Genomic DNA, 16,929 nt, shown 5'->3' with positions numbered 1-16,929 from the left:
GCACAAACGATCAGCCGATCAGCGCGCGCATGCCCCGGTCGAGTTCGGCGAGGGCAGCGGATGCGGCCTCGCGCCGTTCGGCGAGCGTGCCGGTGGTGCTGTGCGTGTCGAGGTAGACCTTGAGCTTGGGTTCGGTGCCGCTGGGCCGCACCATCACCCGGGAGCCGTCGGCGAGCACGATCCGGAGCACGTCGCTCGGCGGCAGACCGTTGAAGCCGCCGGAGAGGTCGTCGATGTGGTCGACGGTGCTGCTGCCGATCATCGCGGGCGGGCTCTGCCGCAGGCGCGCCATCACCAGGTCGATCTCGGTCAGGTCGGTCACGCGCACCGAGATCTGGCTGGACGCGAAGAAGCCGAACCTCTCGGCGAAGGCGTCGAGGTGGTCTGCGAGGGTCAACCCCTCGGCCTTGAGCTCGCTGACCAGGGACAACAGGGCGACGGCGGCCGAAATGCCGTCCTTGTCGCGCACCGTGCCGGGGTTGACCAGGTAGCCGAGGGCCTCTTCGAACCCGTAGACCAGACCGTTGGCGCGGGAGACCCACTTGAACCCGGTGAGGGTGTCGGCGAAGCGCATCCCGTAGGCGTCTGCGACGGCCTTCAGCGCCGGCGTGGACACGATCGAGCAGGCCAGCGTGCCGTCTGCACCGCCGTCGCCAGGCGCGTTGGCGGCCAGCTCGGCCGCCCGCCAGCCCAGGACGGCGCCGATCTCGTTGCCGCTGAGGCGCCGGTACCCTTCCGGTGCGTCGGTGTCGGGGATGGCGATGGCGAGCCTGTCGGCATCCGGGTCGTTGGCGATGATCAGTTCGGCGTTCACCTCGCGCGCGGTCTCGTAGGCGAGGTCCATCGCGCCGGGTTCCTCGGGGTTGGGGAACGCGACGGTGGGAAACGCGGAGTCAGGGGCGATCTGTGCGTCGACGAGGGTGGGCAGGGCGAATCCGGCCGCGTCGAGTACGCGGCGGGTGGTGTCCCAGCCGACGCCGTGCAGCGCCGTGTAGACGGTTTTCACCTGTGCGCGCGGCGCGGGGGCGACGGCGGCAGTGGCGTCGACGTAGGCCTGCACGACCGACTCTGGGGCGGTCTCGTACGCGGCCCGCGGCAGCTCGGTGACGAGCTGGGTGTCTGCGACCTTCTGGATCTCGGCGGCGATGGTCACGTCGTCGGGGGAGACGATCTGCGAACCAGCGTCGGCGTCACCGAGGTAGACCTTGTAGCCGTTGTCGTTGGGCGGGTTGTGCGAGGCCGTGACCATCACACCGGCGCTGGCGCCCAGGTGACGTACGGCGAACGCCAGCACCGGGGTGGGCAGCAGGCGCGGCAGCAGCACGGCGCGCACGCCGGCTCCGGCCATGATCGCGGCGGTGTCGGTGGCGAAGACGTGCGAGTTGCGGCGGCCATCGTAGCCGATCACCACGGAGGGGATGCTGCCTGGGCGGCGCTCGGCGGCGGCGGTGAGCAGGAACGCGGCCAATCCGGCGGCGGCCTGGCTGACCAGCACCCGGTTCATCCGGTTGGAGCCGGCGGCGATGGCCCCGCGGAGACCGGCGGTGCCGAAGGCGAGACGCTCGTCGAAGCGGGAGTGCAGGTCGGCGACGGCGGCCGGGTCGCGGTCCTGGGCCTGCTGGATGAGCAGGCGCAGCTCAGCGCGGGTCTCCGGGTCGGGATCCTGGGCGAGCCAGGCCGTCGCGGTCACGAGCAGCTTGTTGACCGGGTCGGTGGCGGTGGTGTCCAGCACCGCGGTGGCGGCGAGGACCTCGCCGTCCTCGACGGTGTCCAGTACCGCGGTGCGGGGTGCGCTCTCGGCGTCAATCGTGTCGACGGTGTCCAACACGGCCGTCTGCGGCTCTGCCTCGTCGGCCGGCTCCGTCGCGGGGGCATCCGGCAGGTCAGCGGATGCTGCGGCGTGCGCCCCGCGCGGCCGCATGGCGGCGGGGTCGACCGGGGTCTCGTCGTCGTGGCTCACAGCGCGGCCACAATGTTGGCGAGGAGGGCGCTGATGGTGGCCTCGGCGGCCTGGCCGGCCTCGAGCACCTCACCGTGGCTGAGCGGGGTCTTCTGGATGCCGGCGGCCAGGTTGGTGATCAGCGACATGCCGAGCACCTCCATGCCGGCCTGGCGGGCAGCGATGGCCTCCAGCGCGGTGGACATACCCACGATGTGGCCGCCGATGGCCTTGGCCATCTGCACCTCGGCGGGCGTCTCGTAGTGCGGACCGCGGAACTGGCAGTACACGCCCTCGTCGAGGGTGGAGTCGATGCCGCGGGCGAGGTCGCGCAGACGCTGGGAGTACAGGTCGGTGAGGTCGACGAAGGTGGCGCCCTCGAGCGGCGAGTCCGCGGTGAGGTTGATGTGGTCGCTGATCAGCACCGGGGTGCCCGGCGTCCAGGTCTCGCGGATGCCGCCGGCACCGTTGGTGAGGATCATGGTCGTGGCACCCGTGGCGGCGGCGGTGCGCACGCTGTGCACCACCCGGCGAACGCCGTGGCCCTCGTAGTAGTGCGTGCGGGCGCCGATCACGAGCGCGCGCTTGCCGCTGGGCAGCAGCACCGACCGCAGCATGCCACCGTGGCCGGCGAGGGCCGGAGCGCTGAACCCGGTGATGTCCTGCGCCGGGATGGTGTGGGTGGTCTCCCCGATCAGGTCGGCAGCCTTGCCCCAGCCGCTGCCCAGGGTGAGGGCGATGTCGTGGTGGGCGACGCCGGTGGCGTCAGCGATGTCCTGGGCGGCGGTCCTGGCTACGTCGAAAGGGTTGGTTTCCGGCGCGTCAAGAGGATTGATCTCGGTCGTGAGCATCCTCCTACTCTAATTGCCCGTGAGGTCGCACGGTTTGGCGGGTCGCGTGCGGGAGGACAGAATAAGTGAATGCCTTACGAGTTCGAACGAAAACAGCGCATCGCGATCATCGGCGGCGGCCCCGGCGGCTACGAAGCCGCACTCGCCGGCGCCCAACAGGGTGCAGAGGTCACGCTGATCGAACGCGTCGGCGTCGGCGGAGCTGCCGTGCTCACCGACGTGGTGCCCTCCAAGTCGCTGATCGCGACCGCTGAGGCGTCGAACTCGATCCGCGAGGCCAGCGACCTGGGTGTGCAGTTCTTCGCCCGCAACGAGGCCGGCAAGCCGCTGCACCCCGAGGTGGCGATCAACCTGGCCGCCGTGAACAAGCGCCTGCTGGGGTTGGCCAGGGAGCAGTCCCGCGACATGCGGGAAAGCCTCGTCAAGGCCGGCGTGAAGCTGCTCAGCGGCCACGGCCGGCTCGACGGCAGGGACGCGGTGATCGTCTCCACCGGAGACGACGGCTCCGGCACCGACTTCGACCGGGTCGAGGCCGACACCATCGTGCTGTCGGTCGGCGGCAGCCCGCGCACCCTGCCGAGCATGATGCCCGACGGTGAACGCATCCTCACCTGGACCCAGCTGTACAACCTCAAGTCCGTGCCCAAGCACCTGATCGTGGTCGGCTCCGGCGTCACCGGCGCGGAGTTCGCCTCCGCCTACCGGGCGCTCGGCGCCGAGGTCACCCTCGTCTCCAGCCGCGACCAGGTGCTGCCGGGCGAAGACGTCGACGCCGCCGCCGTGATCGAGAACGTGTTCAAGCGCAACGGCATGGTGGTGCTGAACAAGTCCCGCGCCGCCTCCGCCGAGCGCACCGACAGCGGCGTGCTGGTCACCCTCACCGACGGTCGCACCGTTGAGGGCAGCCACTGCCTCGTCGCCGTCGGCGCCGTGCCGAACACCGCGGGGCTGGGCCTGGCGGAGGCCGGTGTGCAGCTGACCGAGTCCGGCCACATCCGGGTGAACCGGGTCGCGCGCACCTCGATCCCCAACATCTACGCCGCGGGTGACTGCACCACGGAGATGCCGCTGGCCTCCGTCGCATCCATGATGGGCCGCACCGCGGTGTACCACGCCATGGGCGACGCCGTGAATCCGATCGAGATCCGCAACGTGGCCGCGAACATCTTCACCCAGCCGGAGATCGCCACGGTCGGCTGGACCCAGAAGGAGATCGAGGAGGGCGCCCGCCGCGGCGAGGTGCACAAGATGCCGCTCGAGTCGAACCCGCGCGCCAAGATGATGGGCATCAAGGACGGCTTCGTCAAGCTCATCGCCTCTAGGGGCACCGGCACCGTCATCGGCGCCGTCATCGTCGGGCCCAAGGCCAGCGAACTGATCTTCCCGCTCACCCTGGCCGTCGAGCACGGTCTCACCGTCGACGAGGTCGCCGAGGCGTTCACCGTGTACCCGTCACTGACCGGTTCGATCACGGATGCCGCGCGCGCCATGCACAAGGTGCACTACTGACCCAGCACCCATATCCGCAACTAACTGTTCCCCGTGCGGACAATTGCACCCGGTGTACCGGGACCAGTTGTCCGCACGGGGAACAGTTGCGTGCGAGCCGCTAGGCGACCGTCATCAGCAGGTGACCTGAGGAGACCGTGGCCCCGACGTCGGCGCCGATCGCGCCGATCACGCCGTCCTTGTGCGCGGTCAGCGGCTGCTCCATCTTCATGGCCTCGAGCACCAGGAGCAGGTCGCCCTTGACGACGGAGTCGCCCTCGGCGACGAGGATCTTGACGATGGTGGCCTGCATGGGCGCCTTGACGGCGTCACCGGTGGCGCTGCTCACGGCGTGGGACGCGGTGCGTCGGCGGGGTGCGGGTCCGCCGGTCTTCTCCGACGCGGCGCCTGGCAGCAGCTTGCTCGGCAGGCTCACCTCGATGCGGCGGCCGTCCACCTCGACGACGACGCTGTGGCGTGCGGCGGTGTGGGCGCGGTCCTCGACGGAACCCGTCCACGGTTCGATGGTGTTCTCGAACTCGGTCTCGATCCACCGGGTGTAGATCGAGAACGCGGCGCCGTCCACAGGGGCGAAGGCCGGGTCGCGCACGATCATGCGGTGGAACGGCAGCACGGTGGGCAGACCGGCGACCTCGAACTCGTCGAGGGCGCGGCGGGCACGCTCCAGGGCCTGCTCGCGGGTGGCGCCGGTGACGATGAGCTTTGCCAGCAGCGAGTCGAACGAGCCCGAGATCACATCGCCGGACTGCACACCGCTGTCCACGCGCACGCCGGGTCCGCCGGCGGGCTTGAACACGTGCACGGGGCCGGGGGCCGGCATGAAGCCGCGACCGGCATCCTCACCGTTGATGCGGAATTCGAAGGAGTGGCCGACGGCCACCGGGTCGTCGTAGTCGAGCACGCCGCCCTCGGCGAGGCGGAACTGCTCGCGCACCAGGTCGATGCCGGTGATCTCCTCCGACACGGGGTGCTCCACCTGCAGACGGGTGTTCACCTCGAGGAAGGAGACGGTGCCGTCCTGACCGATCAGGAACTCACAGGTGCCCGCGCCGACGTAGCCGACCTCCTTGAGGATGGCCTTCGACGCCCGGTACATCTCGGTCGTCTGCGCCTCGGTGAGGAACGGCGCCGGCGCCTCTTCGACGAGCTTCTGGTGGCGGCGCTGCAGGGAGCAGTCGCGGGTGGAGACGACGACGACGTTGCCGTGCGCATCCGCCAGGCACTGGGTCTCGACGTGCCGGGGCTTGTCGAGGTACTTCTCCACGAAGCACTCGCCGCGGCCGAACGCCGTGACGGCTTCGCGCACGGCGGAGTCGAAGAGCTCAGGCACCTCGTCGCGGGTGCGGGCCACCTTGAGGCCGCGGCCACCGCCGCCGAAGGCCGCCTTGATGGCGACGGGCAGGCCGTGCTGGTCGACGAAGGCGAGCACCTCGTCGGCGTCGGCGACGGGGTTGAGGGTGCCTGGCGCCATCGGCGCGTGCACCTTCTCGGCGATGTGCCTGGCCGACACCTTGTCGCCGAGCTGCTCGATGGCGGTGGGCGACGGGCCGATCCAGATCAGGCCGGCGTTGATCACGGCCTGGGCGAAGGCGGCGTTCTCGGCCAGGAAGCCGTAGCCGGGGTGCACGGCGTCTGCCCCGGAGCGGCGGGCGATGGAGAGGATCTTCTCGATCACCAGGTAGGTCTCGGCGCTCGACGTGCCGTCCAGCCCGTAGGCCTCGTCGGCGAGGCGGGCGTGCAGGGCGTCCCGGTCCTGGTCGGCGTACACGGCGACCGACAGGATGCCGCTGTCCTTCGCTGCTCTGATCACTCTGACGGCGATCTCGCCCCGGTTGGCGATGAGGACCTTCGTTATACGCGACATAGGTACTGAGCTTATTGGTCAGGACCGCCGCATTTTTGGTTCTTTCCCACAAGAAGCTTTGTCTAATCAGTGAGGTCGCCTACAACGGACTCCGGATGCCGGTCACTCCGGTAGGGCCGAAGTACCCCGATTCCACAGGCTGGGCCAGTCATAGCCCAGCCGAGAGACCAATCGGCGCAACGTCGGCAGGGAGAGACCGACCACCGTGGACGGGTCTCCCTCGATCCGCGTGATGTACGGCGCGCCGAGGCTGTCGATGGTGAACGCCCCCGCCACGAACAGGGGTTCGCCGGTGGCGATGTATGCGTCGAGTTCGGCGTCGGGGATGTCGTCGGCGAAGGTCACCGAGGCCTCGGCGACGGCGCCGACGGCCCGGCCGATACGGCCGTCGGTGTGCTCGATCAGCCAGTGCCCCGAGTACAGGATGCCCGTGCGCCCGCGCTGCTGCTGCCAGCGTTCCCTGGCTCGCTGCGGCGTGTGCGGCTTGCCGTAGATGACGCCGTCGAGCACGAACACCGAGTCGCCACCGAGGATCAGGCCGTCGATGCCGAGGGCGGCGCCGGTGCTGGCCACGGCCTCCGCCTTCGCCCGCGCCAACAGCTCCACCACGTGGTGCGGTGTGAGCGGGGCGCCCAGGCGCGCCGCCTCGGCGGCGGCCACGGCATCCTCGTCGACCTCTGGCGAGATCGTGACCGGTTCGATGCCCGCCGCGCGCAGCAACGACAGCCGGGCGGGGGAGGTGGAGGCGAGGTGGAGGCGCATGGAACCCTTCAGGCGGCAGGCAGATGTGGGATGCTCATTCAATGGGCACCAACACTAATCGTCAGGCTAATCAGAGCATCCCCGAAGGCGAGGTCGGCACCGAGCTCGAACTCGACGTCACCAACGTAGCCCACGGCGGCATCTTCGTTGCCCGGCACGAGGGCCGCGTGGTCTTCGTCAGCGACACCCTCCCGGGCGAGCGGGTGCGAGCCCGGTTGACCGAGGCGAACAAGAAGAGCTTCTGGCGTGCAGAGACCGTCGAGGTCCTCGAGGCCGCCCCCGAACGCCAGCCGCACATCTGGGCCGCAGCGGCCATCGACCGCGACCCCGCCGACCGCGCCGGCGGCGCCGAGTTCGGGCACATCGAACTGGGCCACCAGCGGGAGCTCAAGCGTCAGGTGCTCGCCGACGCGCTGCACCGCATGGCCGGTGTCGACACCGACGTCGCCGTCGAGGCCGTGCCGGTGGCGGCGGATGCGTCGCCGGGCGACGCCATGGACGGCACCGGCTGGCGCACCAGGGTTCGCTTGCACGTCACCGAGAGCGGCATCATCGGCCCGTACGCGGCCCGGTCGCACAAGGTGATCCCTGTCGACGACCTGCCGCTGGCGGTGCACGCCCTGGAAATGGCCGCGCCGTTGGACAAGCTGTTCGCGGGCGCCGCATCCGTGGACGTCATCGCGCCCAGCACCGGCCCGGTGCAGATTCTCGTCGCCGAGCAGGATGACAAGGGCCGCCGGCGCCGCACCGCGCCCAAGCCGATCACCGAATTGGTCGGCGACCGCGAGTTCCGGCTCGACGCCGCCGGCTTCTGGCAGGTGCACGCCCGCGCCGCAGAGACCCTGTTCGCCGCGGTGCAGGACGCCATCGACCCCGACCTGTTCGACCCCAAGGCCGCGAACCTCGATCTCTACGGCGGTGTGGGCCTGCTGGCCGCTGCCGTCGGCGCCAAGTTCGGGCCTGACGTGCGCATCACCTCGGTGGAGAGCGACGCTCAGGCCACCGGCTTCGCCGCCGAGAACCTGGCCGAGTGGGTCGGCGCCAGCGCCCACACCGACAGGGTCGACAGGTTCCTGGCCGGACTCACCCGGGACGCCACCGCGTCGAACCGGGGCCGGCAGCAGGCCGCAACCGTGGTGCTCGACCCGCCGCGCGCCGGGGCAGGGGCCGATGTCGTCGACAAGCTCGCCGAGCTGTCGCCCGCCCAGATCGTCTACGTGGCCTGCGACCCCGTCGCCCTGGCCCGCGACGTGGCCCTGTTCGCCGGGCACGGCTACACGCTCAGCAGCCTGCGCGCCTTCGACCTGTTCCCCAACACCCACCACGTCGAGGCCGTCGCACTCCTCACCCGATAGTTATCCTTGGTTGGCAGCCCCTAATGAAAGAGCACACCGTGACCGAGCCCGATCCAGCACCGAGCGTGCTCGACCATCCCGTCCGCGTGGGAATCGCCGACGACCATGAGTCGGTGCGGCTGGGCATCAAGGCCGCCTGCGAGAACGCCGGGTTCGACGTGGTCGACGCTGCGGCGACGGTACGGGAGCTCGTCGACGGCATCGCCGACCGTCCGGTGGACATCATCGTGCTCGACCTGTCGCTGGGCGACGGGTCCCTCGTCACCGACAACGTGCACCTCGCCCGCAGCACCGGCGCCGCCGTGCTCGTGCACAGCATCGCCGACCGGGTCGCCCTGGTGCGGGAGGCCCTCGCGGCCGGAGCCGCCGGCGTCATCCCCAAGTCGTCACCCACCACGACCGTCATGGCCGCCGTCGCATCCGTCGCCCGCGGGGACGTGCTCAACAACCTGGAGTGGGCCACCGCGATCGACGCCGACCGGGACTTCGCCAAGGCCCAGCTCGGCCGCAGGGAACGCGACGTTCTGCACCTCTACGCCTCCGGCCTGCCGCTGAAGATGGTGGCCATGCAGCTCGGCATCGCGCACTCCACCGCGAGGGAGTACCTCGACCGCATCCGGGTGAAGTACGTCGAGGTCGGCCGGCCGGCGCCCACCAAGGTGGACCTGCTGCGACGGGCCGTGGAAGACGGCATCCTGCCCGGGCTGGACCCGGATGGCGGGGATGGCCGCGGCTAGGCCCGCGGAGGCAGCGCCGGTCCGATCGTTCAGGCTCGCGCAAGGACCTAGCGTGTCCGACCAGCTCGGTGCCGACCTCCTCAACGAGTCCAAGACGCCGCGGAAGCCGATCAGCCGGGCGCAGATCGAACGGGTGGTGTCCCGCGCCGTCGGCGGCGTCGGGCTGATCTTCGCCCTGCAGACCTACCCGGCGATGCTGGACCAGCTGGACGTACTTAGGCCTGGCCTCGGGGTCATGCTCACCGCCCTGATCTTCGCCGCGCTGGCCATGGCGATCCTGGCGACCCTGGTGAAAACCTTCATCCGCGTCACCGCCGGCGTGTTCGCGATGGTCTACCTGGTCGCCCTGATCGCCTGGCCGACGATGCTGATCTCCCCGAACGCCGTACTCGACGGCAAACCGTGGCTCTGGTACCTCTGCACCGTCGCCACCGCCTGCGCGGCCGTGTCATTCCCGCTCTGGTGGGCGATGATCTACACGATCCTCGCCCCGCTCGCCTACGGCATCGTGCGAGTGCTCCCGGCCGGCGGCGGCGCGGAGCCGATGCTCGGCTTCCTCGACGCCTTCTACGCGATCCTGCTCGGCCAGGTGGTGCTCATCATCATCACCATGCTGCGCCAGGCCACGGCCGCCGTCGACACCGCCCAGACCACGGCGCTGTCCACCTACGCCGCCGCCGTGCGGCAGCACGCCACCGAGGTGGAGCGGGTGCAGGTCGACTCGATCGTGCACGACAGCGTACTGGCCGCCCTGCTGTCCGCCGCCGCGGCGACCACTCCCAAGGCCGCCGAACTGGCCGCGACCATGGCGGAGGATGCCATCACCCAGCTCACCGAGGCCGGGGCCGTTCCGGCCGGTGACGACAGCATGGTCTCCTTCGGTCGCCTCAAGAGCGAGATCCGGGCCATCGCCACCCGGTTCGAGGAACCGATCGAGTTCATCGACTGCGACGCCGAAGACCTCAGCCTGCCGACCTACGCGAGCGAAGCGCTCATCGCGGCCAGCGCCCAGGCGATCGTGAACAGCATCCAGCACGCCGGCACCGACGCCGTGCAGCGATCCGTGCGGATGAACTCCAACCTGCTGGGCGGCTGCACCATCGAGATCGTCGACACCGGGGTCGGCTTCGACCCGGCCGCGGTACCCAGCGAACGCCTGGGCCTGCGCATCTCCATCCAGGAGCGGGTCGCCACTGCCGGCGGTGTGGTGCACGTGCGATCCGCACCGGGCACCGGCACCTCGATCCTCATCGAGTGGCCGCTCACCGAGGGCGAGGTCGACGCATGATCACCGTGCCCAGGGGCCTGATCCTGGTACTCGCCGCCCTGTTCTCGACCTACCACGTGGTTTTGGCGTTCTACTCGCTGGATGTCGCCAGGGCGCCGGAGCCGGTGTTGCAGGCGGTGTTGCTCTACGTGGTGGCCACGATCATGAGCCTGTGGCCCACCAGCCCGGCCAGGATGTCGCTCTGGCAGGGGTTCTTCAACGTGGCGGTGTGCATCGCCATTCCGCTCCTGGTGGGCAGCCAACTCGACTGGTCGGTGTCCGACAACGGCTACGCCACCTGGTACGTGGCCGCCGTCGGCACCCTGATGACTATCACGGCCACGCGCAGGCGCGCCACCCTGGCCTGGGTGGGGTCGGCCTTCCTGGTCGCTCACACGCTCGTTTCGGCCAATGCGGGAGCTCTCGCCTCGATGGGCGTGATCGGCAGTGTGGTCTGGGTCGCCATCGCCGTGATGCTCTCCAGGGCGCTGGCGAAGGCCGGCAGAGACGCCCGCCAGTACGGCCTGGCTGAGCGCGAGGCCACCGAGTGGCAGGCGGCGCAGGAGGCGCACCTCTATGAACGCCAGGTGCGCCTGGCTCAGACCATCCGGCTCGCCGCGCCCATGCTGCGCCGCATCACCGACAGTGCCGGCGTGCTCTCCAACGCTGACCGGCTGGAATGCCGCTACCTGGAGGCCGCCATCCGGGATGAGATCCGCGGTCGCCGGCTGCTCAACGACGCCGTGCGCCGTGAGGTGATGAGTGCCAGGCGACGGGGGGCGATCGTGACCCTGCTCGACGAGGGCGGCATCGACGACCTCACCGGAGCCGCTCTCGAGGTAGTGCTGAACACGCTGGCCGACGCGATGGCCGGCACCACGGCGGCGACCATCATTGCCCGTACGGCAGCGGATGACGCCGGCACGGCCGTCACCGTGGTGGGCCTGAGCGGCCCTGACCCGCGGCTGAGCGCGCTCGGCCAGGAATCGCCAGACGAAGAGGTCGACCTGTGGCTGGAGATCCCGCGGGCCACCCCTGAGCTGCGCCGGGCCACCAGGCGGCACTGAGCCCGTGCGGTGGCATCCGCACCGGGCGCACGGGCGACGCACCGGACATGCGGAAGGGGACCCGCCCTTAGGCAGATCCCCTCCCAACAATCCGTGTCGAGGCGACAACCCGAATGTCGCCCTGACGCGCCCCCAAAACATTCGCCTGCTTACCCTAGTCGGCGAATGATTGAGTGTGCCGCTCCGAAGAGCGTCACCCAGCACTAACAATAATGGTGCCGACGCCCGTGCGGAAAAAGTCGTCATTTAGGGGGACAGTGTCCGCCGGCGATCCCAGCGGTTCAGGCCGTGAAGCCCCGCCAACGTTCGTCACCGCGAGCGAGCACCGGCCGGATGGCGCGCTGGCTGTCCAGCCAGGCGCTCCTGGTCGCCGCAGGGGCGGCCCGCAGACTGTCGGATTCCTCCCGCAGCAGGGCGCGCAGCACCGCGGTCACGGCCGCGGCCTCCTGGTCGGTGACGCCGCGGGTGACGAAGGTCAGGTCGGCAGGGTCGAAGCCGCTGGGGTTCTCGGTGTCGGTCATGGTGCCGCCTACAGCGGGATGTTCCCGTGCTTCTTGGCCGGCAGGCTGGCACGCTTGGTGCGCAACGCCCGCAACGCCTTCACGACGGAGACCCGCGTCGCGGCCGGTTCGATGACCCCGTCGAGCTCGCCGCGCTCGGCGGCGAGGAACGGGCTGGCCACGTTGTAGGTGTACTCGTTGGCCAGTCGGCTGCGAACGGCGGCCACATCCTCTCCACCGTCCTCGGCCTTCTTGATCTCGGCCCGGTAGAGGATGTTCACGGCGCCCTGGCCGCCCATCACCGCGATCTCCGCGGTGGGCCAGGCCAGGTTGATGTCGGCGCCGAGCTGCTTGGAGCCCATCACGATGTACGCGCCGCCGTAGGCCTTGCGCAGGATCACGGTGATCAGCGGCACGGTGGCCTCGGCGTAGGCATAGAGCAGCTTCGCGCCGCGGCGGATGATGCCGGTCCACTCCTGGTCGGTGCCGGGCAGGAAGCCGGGCACGTCCACCAGGGTGAGGATCGGGATCGAGAACGCGTCGCAGAACCGCACGAACCTGGCGGCCTTCTCACCGGCCGGGATGTTCAGGGTGCCGGCCATCGAGTTGGGCTGGTTGGCGACGATTCCGACGCTGCGGCCCTCGATGCGGGCGAAGCCGACGACGATGTTCGGCGCGAACAGCGGCTGGGTCTCGAGGAAGTCGCCGTGGTCGACGATGTGCTCGATCACGGTCTTCACGTCGTACGGCTGGTTGGGCGAGTCCGGGATCAGCGTGTTGAGCTTCTGGTCGGCATCCGTGGTCTCGAGCTCGACCTCGCTGTCGAAGACGGGCAGCTCGGCGAGGTTGTTGTCCGGCAGGAAACTCAGCAGGGTGCGGGCGTAGTCCAGCGCGTCGGACTCGTCGCTGGCGAGGTAGTGCGCCACGCCGGAGACCGAGTTGTGGGTGAGCGCGCCGCCGAGCTCTTCCATGCCCACGTCTTCGCCGGTGACGGTCTTGATCACGTCGGGGCCGGTGACGAACATCTGGCTGGTCTTGTCGACCATGATGACGAAGTCGGTGAGGGCGGGGGAGTAGACGGCACCGCCGGCCGCGGGCCCGCAGATGATCGAGATCTGCGGGATGACGCCGGAGGCTGCGGTGTTGCGGCGGAAGATCTCGCCGTACTTGCCGAGGGCGACGACGCCCTCCTGAATGCGGGCTCCACCGGAGTCGAGGATGCCGATGATGGGCACCCCGGTCTTGAGGGCCAGGTCCATCACCTTGATGATCTTCTCGCCGGCGACCTCGCCGAGCGAGCCGCCGAAGATGGTGAAGTCCTGCGAGTACACCGCCACCTGGCGACCGTGGATGGTGCCGGTACCGGTGACGACCGCGTCACCGTACGGGCGCTTCTTCTCCATGCCGAACGCCACGGTGCGGTGCCGCACGAACTCGTCGAGTTCGACGAACGACCCGTCGTCGAGCAGCTCGGCGACGCGCTCCCTGGCGGTCATCTTGCCCTTGGCGTGCTGTTTCTCGATGGCCGCCTCACCGCTGGCGGTCACGGCCTCGTGATAGCGCTGCTTGAGGTCGGCGAGTTTTCCCGCCGTCGTGTACAGGTCGGGTCCGGTCGGGTTCTCAGTCACGCCGTTCACTCTACCGGCCCCGCCATGCCCGCCCCAGAGTCGCCGCCCTCACCAGCCCTGCCCGGGTGCATAACTCCTGCAATTCCGCTGCCGTGGCCACCAAATACCCGGTTCCTGGTCAAACTGGGCAGAATTGCAGGAGTTATGCACCCCACGGCGGGGTGTGGGAAGCGACAGGACAGATGGAATTTCCGATCAGCAGCGGCATCGGCGCCCGGTTCGAGTACCTCGATGAGGCCGGCTCCACCAACGATGTGCTGGTGACGCGGGCGACGGGGCCGGATGCGCAGGCCTGGCCCGACCTGTCGGTGGTCGTCACCGACAACCAGACCAGCGGTCGCGGCCGCCTGGGCCGCACCTGGCTGGCTCCGAGCGGCAAGTCCCTGGCCATCTCGGTGCTGCTGCGGCCGAGGCTGGCCACCGGCCCGCTGCCCGCCAACCGGTACGGCTGGTTTCCGCTGCTGGCCGGTGCGGCGATGACCCAGGCCGTCCGGGGCGTGGTCGAAGCCGCAACGGAGGTCACCGTCGATACCGCCGCCGACGATTCGCCCCGGCACGAGGTGACCCTCAAGTGGCCCAACGACGTGCTCATCGACGGCTACAAGGTCTCCGGCATCCTCTCCGAACTGTTGCCGGACGCGAGCGGCCTGTGCATCGGCACCGGTCTCAATCTCGCCCTCGACGAGCACGACCTGCCCACGCTCACCTCCACGTCGCTGTTGCTGGTCACCGGCGCCGTTCCCGACCCGGATGCCGTCGTGGCGGCCTACCTCACCGAAGTGCGTGACCTCACCGAGGCATTCCTCGCCGCGGGGGCCGATCCCGTCGCCAGCGGCCTGCACGCGCGGGTCACCGCCCTGTGCGGCACCCTGGGTGCGGCCGTGCGGGTGGAGCTGCCCGGCGGGGAGGACCTGATCGGCACGGCCGTTGGCCTCGACCCCGACGGCCGGCTCATCGTGGAGGAGCAGGCGACGGGCGAGCTGCAGGCGGTCGCCGCCGGGGATGTGACCCACCTGAGGTATTAATGGGTTATGACCAACCCAGCGAGCACGAGCCCAGCGGCCCCGCCGGCAGAGGTGGTCGTCGCTCGTCTGCGCCCGCACGGCCGGGCCCTGTTCTGGCCCACCCTGATCCTGTTCAGTGTCTGCGGGGTCACCGGGTATTACTCCGGCAGCCTGAGCGAACCGTGGCAGAACACGCTCCTGCTCGCTGGAGCGGCGGCCGTGGTGACGCTGCTCTGGCTGCTGCCGCTGGTGTCCTGGCTCACCCGGCGGTACACCATCACCACCAGGCGGATCATCTTTGTGCACGGCATCTTCGTGCGCACCCGCCAGGAGCTCCTGCACAGCCGCGGCTACGACGTGAGTGTGCGCCGCACCTGGCTGCAGTCGCTGCTGCGGTCTGGCACCGTACGGCTGAGCTTCGGCGGGGAGCACTGGCTCGAGCTGCGGGACGTGCCGGATGCCACGCTCGTGCAGCAGGCGCTGCAGGAACTCTCCGAGCGGGCCAGGGCCCAGCAGGCGCGGGCGGCGCCGGGGTTCGGAACCGACCCGTCAGCGCTCGGTGACCAGTCGACCTTCTGGACGGGCCGGTAGCCGCAGCGAACCCGTCGCGGTCTGGCCGGCCGGCGCGGTCGGGGTCGCGCGTCGCGTCGGCGAGAACACCCAGTAGCGGTACAGCACAAACCGGAACACCGCGCCGAGCAGCAGGCCGACGACGTTCGAGGAGATGTTGTCGGCCAGCACGCTGGTGTAGCCGAGCACGTAGTGGCTCACCCACAGGCAGGCCAGGCCGATGCCCATGCCGACCAGGCTGACGGCGAAGAATTCCAGGCCCTCCCGCAGGGTCTGCGACTGGCGGTCCTTGGAGAAGGTCCAGTACCGGTTGCCCACCCAGTTCGCCAGGATGGCCAGAACCGTCGAGATCACCTTCGCCCAGATCGGGCCCGCCTCAACGGCATCCGGGGAGAGCACCGTGGCCCGCAGCAGGTTGAAGACCGTGATGTCGACCGCGAAACCGACCAGTCCGACCATGCCGAACTTCGCGAGCTGCGCCACGAAGGCGAGCAGTCGGTCTCTGCTGACGGTTATTCTCGACATGTATCCGTCCGGCCGATGAGTGAAAATGGAACATGGGGCGAGAACTGCGCTCCCTCGAAGTCTATGATGCGGCGAAATCCTGAGCCTGAGAGTTCCCCGCCCTCGGATGAACGCTCGCACAGAAATTGGTGAACAAATGAGCACGATCGTTGGTGTGATCGGTGGCGGTCAACTGGCCCGCATGATGATCCCGGCCGCGGTGAACCTCGGCCTCGACCTTCGGGTCCTCGCCGAAGCCGAGAGCATGTCCGCGAGCCTGGCAGCGGTGTCGGTGGGCGACTACCGCGACCTGGCCACGGTCCTCGCCTTCGCCGAGACCGTCGACGTCGTCACCTTCGACCACGAACACGTTCCGCAGGCGATCCTGCGTGAGCTGGTCAGCCGGGGTATCCAGGTGCACCCGGGACCGGACGCGCTGCTCTACGCCCAGGACAAGCTGCTCATGCGCGAACGCCTGACCGAACTCGGCCTGCCCGTGCCCGACTGGGCCCGGGTGCAGGACGCCGACGAGCTGGCCGTGTTCCTCGCCGACCACGGCGGCCGGGCCGTCGTCAAGACCGCCCGCGGCGGCTACGACGGCAAGGGCGTTCGTGTCGTCGAGCACGCCCACGAAGCCGACGACTGGTTCCTGGCCCTGGCCGAAGACGCCAACGGCGGCGCCCTGCTGGTGGAGGAACTCGTCGACTTCCGCCGCGAACTGGCCCAGGTCGTCGCCAGGCGTCCGTCCGGTGAACTGGCGATCTGGCCGGTGGTGGAGACCGTGCAGCAGGGCGGCGTCTGTGCAGAGGTCATCGCCCCCGCCCCCAAGTCGGCCGGCCGCGTCAGCGATCTCGCCGCAGAGATCGCCGAACGCGTCGCGGAGGGCATCGGGGTCACCGGGGTGCTCGCGGTGGAGCTGTTCGAAACCGTCGATGGCCGGCTGTTGGTCAACGAGCTGGCGATGCGCCCGCACAACAGCGGGCACTGGTCGATCGACGGCTCCACGACGAGCCAGTTCGAACAGCACCTGCGCGCCGTGCTCGACCTGCCGTTCGGCGGCACGGGGCTGCGCGAACCGTGGTCGGTGATGGTCAACGTGCTCGGCGGCCCGGCAACGGGCAGCATGGCCGACCGCTACCCGGCCGCGTTCGCCGACCAGCCCACCGTCAAGGTGCACAACTACGGCAAGGACCCCCGGCCGGGCCGCAAGATCGGCCACGTGACGGCGACGGGTTCCGATCTGGACTCGGTCACCTACCAGGCGCGTGCCACTGCGGCGTTTTTTCAGGACTAAAGCCTAAGATCGACTCCGTGCCAGACAACCCCGGAACTCCCGTGCCCGAAAACAGTCCCGCCATCCTCGTCGGAGTGG

Annotated in this window: 15 protein-coding genes; 8 read left to right on the top strand and 7 right to left on the bottom strand. The window is 69.6% G+C overall.

Translation table 11 applies throughout. The features are described 5' to 3' along the window. Positions 1 to 10: 10 nt before the first annotated feature. Positions 11 to 1,960, bottom strand: a complete 1,950-nt coding sequence (locus tag K2F54_RS07365; RefSeq protein WP_308287566.1) for a phospho-sugar mutase — start codon at positions 1,958 to 1,960, stop codon at positions 11 to 13. Continuing rightward, positions 1,957 to 2,790, bottom strand: a complete 834-nt coding sequence (locus tag K2F54_RS07360; protein WP_220605219.1) for a purine-nucleoside phosphorylase — start codon at positions 2,788 to 2,790, stop codon at positions 1,957 to 1,959. Before K2F54_RS07360 ends, K2F54_RS07365 begins: the two co-directional genes overlap by 4 nt. A 69-nt stretch (positions 2,791 to 2,859) precedes the next feature. Here K2F54_RS07360 and K2F54_RS07355 point away from each other — a divergent pair, with 69 nt between their 5' ends. Continuing rightward, a complete protein-coding gene (locus K2F54_RS07355; RefSeq protein WP_220605218.1) occupies positions 2,860 to 4,299 on the top strand; it encodes an NAD(P)H-quinone dehydrogenase in 1,440 nt (479 codons plus the stop codon). A gap of 100 nt (positions 4,300 to 4,399) precedes the next feature. Here the strand turns inward: K2F54_RS07355 and K2F54_RS07350 are convergent, their stop codons facing one another. Continuing rightward, on the bottom strand, positions 4,400 to 6,163 hold the full coding sequence (locus tag K2F54_RS07350; RefSeq protein WP_220605217.1) for an acetyl/propionyl/methylcrotonyl-CoA carboxylase subunit alpha: 1,764 nt from the start codon (positions 6,161 to 6,163) through the stop codon (positions 4,400 to 4,402). A 102-nt stretch (positions 6,164 to 6,265) separates the two neighbouring features. Further along, the gene (locus K2F54_RS07345) at positions 6,266 to 6,925 is read right to left on the bottom strand and encodes a Maf family protein (RefSeq protein WP_220605216.1); all 660 of its coding nucleotides are present in this window, start codon (positions 6,923 to 6,925) and stop codon (positions 6,266 to 6,268) included. A 41-nt stretch (positions 6,926 to 6,966) separates the two neighbouring features. Between K2F54_RS07345 and K2F54_RS07340 the strand changes: the two genes are divergently transcribed. From K2F54_RS07340 to K2F54_RS07325, 4 genes are read left to right on the top strand one after another with little or no spacing between them, the layout of a single operon-like run. Beyond that, a complete protein-coding gene (locus K2F54_RS07340) occupies positions 6,967 to 8,280 on the top strand; it encodes a class I SAM-dependent RNA methyltransferase (RefSeq protein ID WP_220605215.1) in 1,314 nt (437 codons plus the stop codon). A 23-nt stretch (positions 8,281 to 8,303) separates the two neighbouring features. Next, complete coding sequence (locus tag K2F54_RS07335) at positions 8,304 to 9,017, top strand: response regulator transcription factor (protein WP_220605214.1); 714 nt, start codon at positions 8,304 to 8,306, stop codon at positions 9,015 to 9,017. 52 nt (positions 9,018 to 9,069) lie between these two features. Then, positions 9,070 to 10,305: a sensor histidine kinase gene (locus K2F54_RS07330; RefSeq protein ID WP_220605213.1), complete on the top strand. Its 1,236-nt coding sequence runs from the start codon at positions 9,070 to 9,072 to the stop codon at positions 10,303 to 10,305. Then, positions 10,302 to 11,351: a hypothetical protein gene (locus K2F54_RS07325; protein ID WP_220605212.1), complete on the top strand. Its 1,050-nt coding sequence runs from the start codon at positions 10,302 to 10,304 to the stop codon at positions 11,349 to 11,351. The genes K2F54_RS07330 and K2F54_RS07325 overlap by 4 nt, the downstream gene beginning before the upstream one ends. Positions 11,352 to 11,632: 281 nt before the next feature. Here K2F54_RS07325 and K2F54_RS07320 read toward each other — a convergent pair whose 3' ends face one another. Together K2F54_RS07320 and K2F54_RS07315 are read right to left on the bottom strand one after the other, a co-directional pair. Then, on the bottom strand, positions 11,633 to 11,872 hold the full coding sequence (locus K2F54_RS07320) for an acyl-CoA carboxylase epsilon subunit (RefSeq protein ID WP_220605211.1): 240 nt from the start codon (positions 11,870 to 11,872) through the stop codon (positions 11,633 to 11,635). An 8-nt stretch (positions 11,873 to 11,880) separates the two neighbouring features. Beyond that, positions 11,881 to 13,479 carry an acyl-CoA carboxylase subunit beta gene (locus tag K2F54_RS07315; RefSeq protein WP_220605210.1) on the bottom strand — a complete coding sequence of 533 codons (1,599 nt, stop codon included), beginning with the start codon at positions 13,477 to 13,479 and terminating at the stop codon, positions 11,881 to 11,883. Positions 13,480 to 13,661: 182 nt separating this feature from the next. On the opposite strand from K2F54_RS07315, the gene K2F54_RS07310 reads away from it, so the two are divergent. Next, positions 13,662 to 14,504: a biotin--[acetyl-CoA-carboxylase] ligase gene (locus K2F54_RS07310; protein ID WP_220605209.1), complete on the top strand. Its 843-nt coding sequence runs from the start codon at positions 13,662 to 13,664 to the stop codon at positions 14,502 to 14,504. A gap of 6 nt (positions 14,505 to 14,510) precedes the next feature. Continuing rightward, positions 14,511 to 15,074, top strand: a complete 564-nt coding sequence (locus K2F54_RS07305) for a PH domain-containing protein (RefSeq protein ID WP_220605208.1) — start codon at positions 14,511 to 14,513, stop codon at positions 15,072 to 15,074. Here K2F54_RS07305 and K2F54_RS07300 read toward each other — a convergent pair. Further along, positions 15,033 to 15,578, bottom strand: a complete 546-nt coding sequence (locus K2F54_RS07300) for a GtrA family protein (RefSeq protein ID WP_220605207.1) — start codon at positions 15,576 to 15,578, stop codon at positions 15,033 to 15,035. The genes K2F54_RS07305 and K2F54_RS07300 overlap by 42 nt on opposite strands. A gap of 106 nt (positions 15,579 to 15,684) precedes the next feature. Between K2F54_RS07300 and K2F54_RS07295 the strand changes: the two genes are divergently transcribed. After that, positions 15,685 to 16,851 carry a 5-(carboxyamino)imidazole ribonucleotide synthase gene (locus K2F54_RS07295; protein ID WP_220605206.1) on the top strand — a complete coding sequence of 389 codons (1,167 nt, stop codon included), beginning with the start codon at positions 15,685 to 15,687 and terminating at the stop codon, positions 16,849 to 16,851. Positions 16,852 to 16,929 lie beyond the last annotated feature (78 nt).

The sequence above is a fragment of the Cryobacterium inferilacus genome, assembly GCF_019599185.1.
GTDB classification, from domain to species: domain Bacteria; phylum Actinomycetota; class Actinomycetes; order Actinomycetales; family Microbacteriaceae; genus Cryobacterium; species Cryobacterium inferilacus.
Note: the sequence above shows the minus strand (reverse complement) of the source record. Positions and strands in the feature narration are given on the sequence as shown.